The following is an 11,238-nucleotide window of genomic DNA, read 5'->3' as shown; positions in this document are numbered from 1 at the left end:
ATCATGGTGCAGGACGCATGGAAGCGAGATTTTTTCAGTGACAGGATGCCCGCGTGCCCGTTGCGAGGAGCATGGGTGAGCTTTGGCTTAGTAGATGAAACAGGTAGTGGCAAACCCTATGGCGGCCTTCCATTTACTATCTACGACAGTGCCGGAGCCCACTACGAAGGACGATTAAATAGTGACGGATTCGCCAAACTTCAGGGCCTTTATTGTGGTCCCGCAGTTCTAAGCTTAGATAATCAATACACTGGGCAAGAAGAGCCCTACCGCGAACTAATGACTCGTAGGACTTACCAGTTGCCGATCTCTGAGCTTCAAATCCGTGCTGAGCGAACGGCTTTTTCAAACACCAACGGTAAGCGAACCGAGAGCAATCGTTCACCGCAGAGCACGGATCAGTTTTATCAAGTCGAAGTGAGCGACTTGGTTCGTCACATTGCCCACCTACCCCCTGTAGCACCTTCAGCCCATCGCCCCCAACGCCACGCCCTAAAAATGATGGCAGACCTCGGCTTCGGCCCACCCCAGCCAGCCTTGTTCGGGGTCGTGCTCTTCCCCAACAACCACACCGTTCTCGAAGTACGCCCGCTTCGAGCCTTGCGCCCAATGCTTTCCACTCAAGACGATTTCTGTGCCTTGAACCTGTACCAGTTGGCATTGTTTGCATCACTGAGTTATTGCAACTTCGGTCAGGTGCCGCCGGAGAAACCCCAGGATGAAGTGCATTTTCCGCTAGACCCAAGTGTCGGAAATCTATTTGCCGAGCAGCTTTCAGGGCATCAGGAAGCGTGGAGAGTTGATCCGGAGCAAACACAGCGTTTCTATCCACTCTATGAGGAAGTCCCGTACTCCAGGCGCTTCGAAATCCTGCCCTTTGATCCTGCGTTATACCCACAGAATCGCCCGGAACTGGGGGATGAACAGGAACACCCCGCGCGCTTGCATTTCTTCGATGACGAAAAAGGCGGCACTGATACTCAGGCGTTCATCACTCACCACGATGAGGTAATTCTGATAGCGGTGCGAGGCACTGCCAGTTCAGCTGATGGGTTGCGAGATGCCAACGCCCACCAGGTGCTTTTCGCGGAGGGTGTTGGCAAGGCGCATGAAGGGTTTTATCTGGCATACCAAGCGGTGCGTGATTTCGTACTACGCTACCTTGATCAGTTTCACACCGGCCAGCGCATTGTGATTTGTGGCCACAGCCTGGGTGGCGCGATTGCGTTGCTCCTGGCTGAAGGGTTACGTCGAATTCCCGATGCCAATTACAACGTCCTCCTTTACACCTACGGCGCTCCCCGCGCCGCCGACTCCGAGTTCACTCGCGGCGCATCCACGCTGGTCCACCATCGCATCGTCAACCACAACGACCCCGTTCCCAGCGTCCCTGCGCCCTGGATGAATACTACCGCCAAGCTCTGGATCCCTGGCGCCGTCACGCTATTCAGCGCGCCCACCGCAGGTGGTCTGCTGTTCGCAGCCGGCTTGGTACGTATTGGCGGCAACCCTTACCAACATCATGGCGAGCAGCAGCACTTTATGCCGATCGTGCTCCCGGATGGCACGCACTCGTCGGTATTGTGGAAGCCTGGTTGTGAGTCCATCGAAGAGGCTGGTCACAGTCGAGCGTTGCAAGTGCGAGGTGACATGCCCGACCGCGAAGGTTTGATCAGGCAACTGGTGCAATACAAACAGCACTTCATGACCGCCAGCTATATCCCTGCTGCCTGGGCGACGTTGCGGCGCTGGCAACAAGCTTTGGATAGCAACGGCCCTCTGGTGACCCAGCGCGAGTTTGAACTGCTCGACCATGCCCTGGCGACCATGCGCAAACAACTGCAAGACAAGCGGCGTGAACTTACCCGACATCGCCCGACCAACGCACGGTCCTATGAATATCACGAGCCCTTGAATGCCGAAATCGACCGCCTGCACACCAGTCGCGAACGCCTGCAAACCCTGCGTTGGCGTCGCCTCGATGCCCGTGATATCTACGGGAGCCACGCCTACTCTGCAGCGCTGCCGCCGAGCCTGAAGCGCTGGTTCCGTCATCGTGAAAACCAGGCACTGCCTCAGGTCGCCAGTATCCCTCCCGCCACGCCAAGCGAGCTGGGGAGGGCGCAATCGCTGGATATCGACTCAGTCGTATGATCCCCGTGCTTACACAAACTCCACCTGCGCGGGCTGGCGCTTCATCAACACCTTGCCGTTGCGAATCGAGTACAGCGGTAGTCCTTGGCTGCGAATCACCTCGTAGTCGCTGTCCGCCGAGAGGATCAACAAATTGGCTGGGCGTCCAGGCTCAAGGCCGTAGCGATCACCCAGGGCCATGGCCTTGGCGCTGTTGTCGGTCACCAGGTCGAGCGCGCTTTGCAGGTTGCGGTAGCCGAGCATGTGGCAGATGTGCAAACCGGCTTCGAGCACCCGCAGGATGTTGCCGTTGCCGAGCGGGTACCAGGGATCGACGATGGAGTCCTGTCCGAAGCACACGTTCATGCCCGCTTCGAGCAGTTCGTTGACCCGCGTGACACCTCGGCGTTTCGGGAAACTGTCGAAGCGGCCTTGCAAGTGGATGCTTTCGGTCGGGCACGAGACGAAGCTGATACCGGAGTGGCCCAGCAGGCGGAACAACTTGGCGCAGTAGGCATTGTCGTAGGAACCCATGGCCGTTGTGTGGCTGGCCGTGACGCGGGCGCCCATGTCGCGGCTGCGGGCTTCTTCTGCCAACACTTCGAGGAAGCGCGAATGGGGGTCGTCGGTTTCGTCGCAATGCACGTCCACCAGGCAACCGGTGCGCTCTGCCAGGTCCATCAGGAATTTCACAGAACTCACGCCTTGGTCGCGAGTGTATTCAAAGTGGGGGATGCCGCCGATCACGTCGGCGCCCAGGCGGATGGCTTCTTCCATGAGCTCGCGGCCGTTGCGGTACGACTCGATGCCTTCTTGAGGGAAGGCGACGATTTGCAGGTCGATCAGGTGCGTGCTTTCTTCGCGCACTTGCAGCATGGCCTTGAGCGCCGTGAGGTCGGGGTCGGTCACGTCGACATGGGTGCGTACGTGCTGGATGCCGTGAGCGGCAAGGGACTGGATAGTTTTCTTGGCACGGGTCCTGGTGTCTTCCTCGGTGATGGTGGCTTTGCGTTCTCCCCAGCACTCGATACCTTCGAACAGGGTGCCGCTCATGTTCCAACGTGGTTCGCCAGCGGTAAGAGTGGCGTCAAGGTGGATATGGGGTTCGACGAAGGGCGGGATTACCAGATTGCCAGCGGCATCCAGGTCGCCAGCCTTCATGACGGGTGGCGTCGCTTGTGGGGTGATGCTGGCGATCCGGCCGTTTTCCAGGTGCAGATCATGCAGGCCTTCACGGTTGCGCAGGCGGGCGTTGATGATGTGCATGGGCAAGTTCCTCTTGGCTAAAAACAATCAGGCAGACAGCCGCCAGATCATCAGGGCAATGCCGATGTCCAGGCGGTCATATGAATTATCCAGCGTCAGCCCGCACAGGGCTTCGATGCGCTGGATGCGGTGGGTCAGGGTATTGCGGTGTACGGCCAGGCGCTGGGCGGCGGCCATCAGGTTACCATTCTCGTGAAACCAGGCTTCCAGGGTCGGCATCAGGCTGGGGCCATGGTGCAGGTCGTGGCGCAGCAACGGGCCGAGGCGCTCATTGAGAAATTGGTCGAGCAGGGCGCGATCACGCACGCCGCTGAGCAACTTGAGCACGCCCAATTCGTCATACACGCACAAGCCGGCCCGCTCGCTGAACCGTCGCGCGGCGGCCAGGGCCTGGCGCGCTTCATCCTGTGCTTGAGCCAGGCGCTCGGCCGGATGGCGCGCCGCGCTCAAGCCGATAAATAGCTTGAGGGGTGCCAGGCGCAGGTTCAGGGGCTTCAGCCACTGGGCCAATTGCTGACGGTTGGCCGAGGCCGCGCCAGCATCCGGCGCCGGTAGCAACAGGGTCCATTGTCCGGCCCGCCCGAGTATCGGCAGCGCGGTCGACAACTGACGCAAGCGGCGACTGATTGCATCGTGCTGTCGGGCCAGTTGCGCCTCCACCCGCGTCGCGTCGTCTTGGGCGAACAGCAATTCACTGCCTTCCAGTTGCAATTGCACAATTTGCCAATGCCCCGCCAGGGACATGCCCAATTGCACAGCGCGGTGCAGCAGCAGATCCAGGGATTGATAGTCACCGGTCAGCAAGCGCTCCAGCACATCATGGCGTGAGCGCCCCAGCTGTTCGGACTGAATCAGTGCGGAGCCGATAGCCTGGGTCACCAGTACCATTTTCAACGAATAAGGCTGTTCGATCAGTGGCATGCCGGCGGCTTCGGCGGCGTCGAGTAAACGCTGGGGTATCGCCTGGATATATGCCGGCCCGGTAAGAATCACCAATCCGGCGACCTGGCGCTGACACGCTTCGTCCAGCAGTTGCAGCAGGTTGGCTTCATCCCGCGGGTGGTTGATGCCGGTGACGAACACCAGTTCGCCGCCCAGTACCCACTCGGCGATCCCGCTGTTTTCCGCCACGTACGGCCAGCGAACGCGGTTATCCAGGCTGGCTTCACCGGCCCGCAGGCGCATGGATTCCAGCCCGGGCAGGGCCAGTACGTCGGCGAGGGTCAGGCTCATGCCTGGGCGTCAGCCAGCGGTACACGCACGCGTAGTACGGCGGTCAGCGCGATGTAGGTCAGCGACGCGGCAGCGATCCCCACCAACGGCGCGACCCAGGGTGAGTTGAATGCCAGCACGGTGCCCACCGCATACGCCACCAGCCCCGGCCAGTTGAACGCCGGCAGACGCGCTTCAGCCAGGCGCGGGTATTGGCCGCGATAGCGGTAGAAGAAGTCCGCCATGATGACGCCACCAATGGGTGGGATCACCGTGCCCAGCAGGATCAGGTAGGGCACCAGCATGTCGTACATGCCGAGCAGCGCCAGCAACGTGCCGATCACCGCACCAGCCAGGGTCACGGTTTTCCGGCGTTTGGTGCGCAGCAGATTGCAGCCGGCCACGGCGAAGTTATAAATGGTGTTGTCCTGAGTGCTCCAAATGTTGAGCAGTAACATGGCCATCGCCGCCATGGCAAAGCCTTGCAGCAGCAATACTTCCACCACGTCCGGTTGCTGATAAACGATGGCGCCATAGGCCCCGATCAACACCATCAGGCCATTGCCGATAAAGAAACCGATCAGGCTGGCCAGCACCGCCACCCTGGCTGAGCGTGAAAACCGCGTCCAGTTAGTGGCCTGGGTCGCGCCACTGACAAAGGTGCCGAACACCAGGGTGATTGCCGTCGACAAGTCCAGTTCAGCGGTCGGCACCACCGCCAGCAACCCGTCCAGCCCGCCGATTTTCATCGTGGCGACCCACATCGACAAAAACAGCAACAGGCCCATGGCCGGCACCGCGATGTAGGACAAAATCTCCAACCCGCGATAGCCCACGTAGGCCGTGGCGCAGAACACCAGGCCGAACAGCACCATCAAGGCCAGCACACTGCCCTGGCTCAGCTCGAAATATTTACCCAGCACCACGGCAGCAGTGGCGGTGCCCCAGGCGTACCAGCCGATTTGGGTGAAACCGAGGATCAAGTCGCTGAGTTTGCTGCCCACTTCGCCGAAGCAGAATCGCCCCATCAACACCGAGTTCAAACCACTCTTGAAGGCAATGTAGCCCAGGCCTGCGGCGTAAATACCCAGCAGCAGGTTACCCAGGGCCACCACGCCGAGCATGTCGGTGAAGCTGAACGCTACTCCCGGCTTGCCGCCGGCAAACATGGTCGCGGTAAAAAACGTAAAGCCCAACAGCACCATGGCGGTTGACGCCAGGCCCTTGCGCGCATGCATGGGGACTTCGCTTAAAGGGTAATCGTTGCCCGTTTCTTGCTGCGTCATGTGCCTTGCTCCCTGAATGAGTGACGAGGCCTATTGCACCGCGCGTGCCAAATCCGCAGCAGTGACGGGCGCACGGCGGCGGCTGTGCACGGTGCACAGTATTTATAGCCAAACAGGGCAGAAGCGCAGAAAAGAATGTTCGCTGTGCCCAGTCGGGCACGAAAGCAGTGCAGGGGTGATACAAAATGGATCAGTCGGACAGCGTGTGTGATCGCTGGGCTTGAGTCCGGCCGTCGGGGCGAGTGCTCCTTACCGTCGGGAAGCGTGGCTGTAAGTGAGGCAGCCACAAAAAAACCACCGCATGGGTGGTTTTTTCACATCGCTGGCTTACTCGCCGCGATAGATACAGCCGCTGGTGCAGGTCTCATGGATGCGAATTGCGCTGAGTTCTGGCAGCAGTGGTTTCAATTCATTCCAGATCCACTTGGCCAGCACTTCGCTGGTTGGGTTTTCCAGGCCTGGGATGTCATTGAGGTAGTTGTGGTCGAGGCGTTCATAGAGTGGCTTGAAAATCGCCTTGATCTCCGAGAAGTCGCGAATCCAGCCGGTGTGGGGATCCAGGTCGCCGCTCAGGTGAATCGCCACCTTGAACGAATGCCCATGCAGGCGCCCGCATTTGTGGCCATCCGGCACGTGCGGCAGGCGGTGGGCGGATTCGAAGGTAAACTCTTTGAAGATTTCCACAGTATTTTCAGCTCGGTCAGGTATCTGGCAGGCGGCGAGTTTAACAGCTTGATCACGCGCCGCGCATACCGCTGGGTCAAAGCGCCTGCAAGCGCTCGCCCAGGCCTCCGTTATCCGCCAGTTGCAGAAACTCATCCCCCAACCGCTGGCTCTCGCTCATCGCGGTTTGCCAGTACTTATTGCGGCTTTTGTCGTCGCCCAAAAAGCGTTTGAAATCGCTGCGGTCCGGCAGTTTGCCGTGGGGCAGGCGGGCCAGGTAGTCCTTGGAGGGCGCCAGCAGCAACACGTCCTGCAATCCCTGCTGATTGCTGCGCCGCCATGGCAGCCCTTTGTCGAACCAGCCGGGGATCACCCGATCGGTAAAGTGCGGGTACAGCACGATGTCATCGCCGTGGTAGGGCAGGTCAAGGTGGTAGTCCAGCAGGCCGCCGTCGCGGTAGGTGCCAGCGCCTGCGCCGGGCAGGTCGCGCACGCCTTGCATCACCATCGGGATCGAGCCCGACGCCAGAAGTGCCTGGCGCAGGTTGCCTGGATCCAGTTCAAGAAACCGCGATGGGAAATCCTTCAGTGGATGCACCGGTGGCAGTTGGCGAGGGTCATGGATGATCAACCGTTCGAAATGCCGCGATAGCCGCGCGCGGCCGCGCAGGTTGTCGGCGATCACCGTTGACAGGCCCAGACCCAGGCGCCCGCGATGGTCGTCGGCAAGCAGGCCGTGGCTTTTGACCACCATGATATTCAGGCGATAGTCGGGATTGTCCAGTACGCGTGCATCGCGGCCGGCCAGCAGGTCGTCGAGCATGCGCTGGCAGCTCTGGGTGACCTCGGCCATGGTCACTCCTTTGGCAAAACGCTGCTCGTTGTACAAGCGGCCGAGGTCCAGCAGGCCTTGCACCGGGTCGGGCAGGCAGGCGCTGGCAAAGCGCCAGGAACCGATGGATGCGCCTATCAGCGCCCGCTCCCGTGGTGCGCGGGGCAGCCAGTCGCCGAACAGCGCCAAGTCCAGGCCCTGGATGCCCAAAGCCTTGGGGCCGCCAGCCGCACCGGGGAGGATGCCTACGTCGGCAGGCTTAAGGCCTTGTTCGCGGATGCGGGCGAGGGCGCGCGTGCCGGCCTTGAGGGTCAGGGCGGGAAACTTGATGTGAATGGCTGTCATACCGGTCTCTGTTGAAGCGAGCGGGGCAGTATAGGAAATCTCGCGGGTTGTGGGAAAAGGCCTTTCCCGAAATTGCCATGGTGGCAATTCAGTTTCAGTTAAGTTGCGGCATATACCGTGGCTGGCGTAGGACTAACTTCGTGTTATGGAGACTTATCATGAAACGCCTCACTGCTCTGGTCGCCGCCGCTATCATCGCCTCCGCGGCGTCCCAGGCCGGAGCCGTGGACCCCGACAAGCCACTGACCGTGCCCGCCACTGTTACAATTGTCGCCTTTGACCAACTGGAAGCCACGGCCCTGGCCCTGCACCCCGGTTCGACGCTGCTGGACACCGATCTGGACGAGGCGTATGGCAAGTACGTCTACGAGGTTGAGTTGGAAGATCGCCACGGCATTGAATGGGATGTTGAATTGGACGCGCTCACCGGGCAGGTTCTCAAGAATCATCAGGATACGTAATGAAGGTAAATTTACGCGCCGGCAGTCGAGTGGCGTTGGTGCTGGTGGTGTTCTGCTCAGGTTTGCAGGCCCGCGATCTCAACCAGGACGAAGCCCTCGCGCTGCGCCAGCAGGGGGTGATCCTGCCGCTGGAGCAACTGTTGCAGCAGGCCATGGCGCGGTATCCCGGCTCCCGTTTGCTGGAAGCCGAGCTTGAGAAAAAACACGGCCAATATGCCTACGAAGTGGAGTTGGTGACCACCGAAGGTGTGGTACGTGAGATTAAACTCGACGCCACCAACGGTGTACTGATCAAAGACGAGGAAGACTGATGCGCCTGCTCCTGGTGGAAGACAACGTACCCCTGGCCGATGAATTGTTGGCCGGCCTGCAGCGCCAGGGCTATGCCGTCGACTGGCTGGCCGACGGCCGCGACGCTGCTTACCAGGGCCGCAGCGAACCCTACGACCTGATCATCCTCGACCTCGGCCTGCCCGGTTTGCCCGGCCTTGAGGTGCTGGCGCAATGGCGTGCAGCCGCGTTGGCCACTCCGGTGCTCGTTCTTACCGCCCGCGATTCGTGGGCAGAACGGATCGAAGGGCTCAAGGCCGGTGCCGACGACTACCTGAGTAAACCCTTTCACCCCGAAGAACTGCACCTGCGCATCCAGGCGCTGTTGCGCCGTTCCCACGGCCAGGCCAACCAGCCCACCTTGCAGGCCGCCGGGCTGCACCTGGACGAAGGTCGCCAATGCGTACTGCGCGACGGTGACGAGATCCAACTGACCGCCGCCGAATTCCGCCTGTTGCGCTACTTCATGCTGCACCCCGAACAGATCCTGTCGAAAAGCCACCTGGCTGAGCACTTGTATGACGGCGAGACAGAGCGCGATTCCAACGTACTGGAAGTCCACGTCAATCACCTGCGCCGCAAATTGGGGCGCAGCGTGATCGAAACCCGGCGCGGCCAGGGTTACCGCTTTGGCGCCAGCCCTGCATGAAGTCGATTCAACGCCGCCTCAGCCTGGGGTTGATCAGTGTGATGGTGATCGTCGGTCTGGTGTTGGCGCAAACCAGTCTGTGGTTGTTCGAAGCCGGATTGCAGCGCTACCTGGAAGCGGGGTTGCGCAACGACGCTGAAAACCTGTTGGTGGCGCTGGTGCGCGGGCCCAACGGCGTACAGTTGGATGAGCAGCGCCTCTCGCCGGCCTATCAGCGGCCGTTTTCCGGGCATTACTTCCGTATCGATTTTGCTGACACCCATTGGCGTTCCCGTTCGCTGTGGGATCAGGAGTTGCCCCGACTGCCCGAAGTGGGGCTCAAGGGCAACCTGCAACTGGGCCCGGAAGGCCAGCAGTTGCTGGTATTGCGCTCGGACTACAAACGCTTTGGCCAATCAATTTCCATCAGCGTGGCTCAGGACTACACACCCGTGCGGGAAAGCTTCCGGCTGATGCGTCAGATCGGTCTGGTGCTGGGGTTAGCGGCGTTGCTGCTGGTATTGATCCTGCAGCGGGTCACCGTACGTCGCGCCTTGCGCCCGCTGGAAACCGCCCGCAACCAGATCGCCCAATTGCAGCAGGGCCAGCGCTCGCAACTCGACACCCAGGTGCCGTTGGAGCTGGAGCCGCTGGTGGCGCAGATCAACCACCTGCTGGCCCACACCGAAGACAGCCTCAAGCGCTCACGCAATGCCCTCGGCAACCTGGGCCATGCCCTCAAAACCCCGCTGGCGGTGCTGTTGAGCGCTGCGTCGAGCGAGGCGCTCAAGGATCACCCTAAACTGAGCAAACTCTTGCGCGAGCAGTTGGAGCAGGTTCAACAGCGCCTCAACCGTGAGCTCAACCGCGCACGCCTGGCCGGCGAAACCTTGCCGGGCGCCTTGTTCGACTGTGAAAAAGAACTGCCCGGTTTGCTGGCCACCCTGAACATGGTCCACGGCGAGCACTTGGACCTCAGTTACCACGCGGCCCCAGGCTTGCAATTGCCTTGGGACCGGGAAGACCTATTGGAACTGCTCGGCAACCTGCTGGACAACGCCTGCAAATGGGCGGATGCCGATGTGCGGCTGAATATCAGTGAAACCGCCAACAGCTACCTGCTGGTGGTTGAGGATGACGGACCCGGTATCCCCGAAACCCAGCGCGATCAGGTATTCAGCCGTGGCACACGCCTGGATGAGCAGATTGATGGCCATGGTTTGGGGCTGGGGATCGTGCGGGATATCGTCGAGGTGTGGGGCGGGGTGTTGCAGTTGCAGGAAAGCGAGCTGGGCGGGCTCAAGGTGCTGATCGAATTGCCCTGTGGAAGGGGCGGTGCGACGATTCGACCGGCTCCCTCCCACATTTGACCCTCTTCAACCCTCAGACGCGGAACTGGTCCATCAACCCCTGCTGCTGATTCGCCAGGCTGTTCAACGCCTGGCTCACCCGCGCCGATTCATTGGCTTGTTCCGACAACGACTCGGTCACATCGCGAATGGTTGCCACGTTGTTGTTGATCTCCTCGGCCACCGCGCTTTGCTCTTCGGCGGCGCTGGCGATCTGCAGGTTCATGTCGCTGATCACTGTGACCGCATCGCCAATCTGGCGCAGGGCCGTCACGGCTTGGCCGACCTGTTCGACACTGCCCTGCGCCTGGCGATAACTGTTGCCCATGGAACCGACTACATCCTCGGTGCCGCTTTGCAGTTGCTCAATCACCAGGCGGGTTTCTTCCACCGATTCCTGGGTGCGCCGCGCAAGGTTGCGCACTTCATCCGCCACCACCGCAAAGCCACGACCGGCCTCACCGGCGCGGGCGGCTTCGATGGCTGCGTTGAGCGCCAGCAGGTTGGTCTGCTCGGCAATGCCGCGAATCACTTCAAGTACCGAGCCGATTTTCTCGCTATTGGCGGCCAGGCCTTCGACCTGGGCCATGGCCGTGCTCATATCCGCCGCCAGGTGGCCGATGTTGGTGGTGGTTTGGTCGATCACGGTCAGGCCGTCGCGGGTGGCCTGGTCGGCATCGCGTGCGGCTTGCGCGGCCTGGGCCGCGCTGCGTGCGACGTCCTGGGCGGTAGC

At 60.9% G+C, this 11,238-nt stretch carries 10 protein-coding genes and 1 pseudogene; 5 read left to right on the top strand and 6 right to left on the bottom strand.

All coding sequences use genetic code 11. The annotated features are described in order from the left end of the window. The first annotated feature begins 3 nt into the window (after window positions 1-3). Entirely contained in the window at window positions 4-2,154 is a 2,151-nt protein-coding gene (locus CKW32_RS27250; RefSeq protein ID WP_095186460.1) for a lipase family protein, read from the top strand. Between the two features lie 9 nt (window positions 2,155-2,163). On the opposite strand, the gene codA is transcribed toward CKW32_RS27250, so the two are convergent. From codA to CKW32_RS27225, 5 genes are all read right to left on the bottom strand, one after another. Beyond that, window positions 2,164-3,399 (bottom strand): cytosine deaminase, encoded by a 1,236-nt coding sequence (gene codA / locus CKW32_RS27245; RefSeq protein WP_032886712.1) that lies wholly within the window; start codon window positions 3,397-3,399, stop codon window positions 2,164-2,166. A 27-nt stretch (window positions 3,400-3,426) separates the two neighbouring features. Beyond that, window positions 3,427-4,632, bottom strand: coding sequence for a PucR family transcriptional regulator (locus tag CKW32_RS27240; RefSeq protein WP_095186459.1), 1,206 nt, complete (start codon window positions 4,630-4,632; stop codon window positions 3,427-3,429). Continuing rightward, window positions 4,629-5,897: a cytosine permease gene (gene codB, locus CKW32_RS27235; RefSeq protein WP_095186458.1), complete on the bottom strand. Its 1,269-nt coding sequence runs from the start codon at window positions 5,895-5,897 to the stop codon at window positions 4,629-4,631. The genes CKW32_RS27240 and codB overlap by 4 nt, the downstream gene beginning before the upstream one ends. 327 nt (window positions 5,898-6,224) lie before the next feature. Further along, entirely contained in the window at window positions 6,225-6,581 is a 357-nt protein-coding gene (gene queD / locus CKW32_RS27230) for a 6-carboxytetrahydropterin synthase QueD (RefSeq protein ID WP_003173033.1), read from the bottom strand. Window positions 6,582-6,657: 76 nt separating this feature from the next. Next, window positions 6,658-7,737 carry a hypothetical protein gene (locus tag CKW32_RS27225; protein WP_095186457.1) on the bottom strand — a complete coding sequence of 360 codons (1,080 nt, stop codon included), beginning with the start codon at window positions 7,735-7,737 and terminating at the stop codon, window positions 6,658-6,660. 158 nt (window positions 7,738-7,895) lie between these two features. Here CKW32_RS27225 and CKW32_RS27220 point away from each other — a divergent pair, with 158 nt between their 5' ends. The 4 genes from CKW32_RS27220 to CKW32_RS27205 are packed head-to-tail and all read left to right on the top strand — an operon-like array spanning window position 7,896 to window position 10,526. Next, entirely contained in the window at window positions 7,896-8,198 is a 303-nt protein-coding gene (locus CKW32_RS27220; protein ID WP_032886703.1) for a PepSY domain-containing protein, read from the top strand. Beyond that, window positions 8,198-8,509 (top strand): PepSY domain-containing protein, encoded by a 312-nt coding sequence (locus CKW32_RS27215; RefSeq protein WP_032886701.1) that lies wholly within the window; start codon window positions 8,198-8,200, stop codon window positions 8,507-8,509. Before CKW32_RS27220 ends, CKW32_RS27215 begins: the two co-directional genes overlap by 1 nt. Next, on the top strand, window positions 8,509-9,177 hold the full coding sequence (locus CKW32_RS27210; RefSeq protein WP_032886699.1) for a response regulator transcription factor: 669 nt from the start codon (window positions 8,509-8,511) through the stop codon (window positions 9,175-9,177). The genes CKW32_RS27215 and CKW32_RS27210 overlap by 1 nt, the downstream gene beginning before the upstream one ends. Then, a complete protein-coding gene (locus tag CKW32_RS27205) occupies window positions 9,174-10,526 on the top strand; it encodes a sensor histidine kinase (RefSeq protein ID WP_032886697.1) in 1,353 nt (450 codons plus the stop codon). The genes CKW32_RS27210 and CKW32_RS27205 overlap by 4 nt, the downstream gene beginning before the upstream one ends. Before the next feature lie 13 nt (window positions 10,527-10,539). On the opposite strand, the pseudogene CKW32_RS28990 reads toward CKW32_RS27205, so the two are convergent. Beyond that, window positions 10,540-11,052 (bottom strand): annotated as a pseudogene (locus CKW32_RS28990) (methyl-accepting chemotaxis protein); the annotation flags it as partial. Window positions 11,053-11,238: the final 186 nt, after the last annotated feature.

It is taken from the genome of Pseudomonas sp. Irchel 3H9, assembly GCF_900187495.1.
In the GTDB taxonomy this organism is placed as follows: Bacteria; Pseudomonadota; Gammaproteobacteria; order Pseudomonadales; family Pseudomonadaceae; genus Aquipseudomonas; species Aquipseudomonas sivasensis.
The sequence above is the reverse complement of the archived record's forward strand: the minus strand, read 5'-3'. Positions and strand labels throughout refer to the sequence as shown.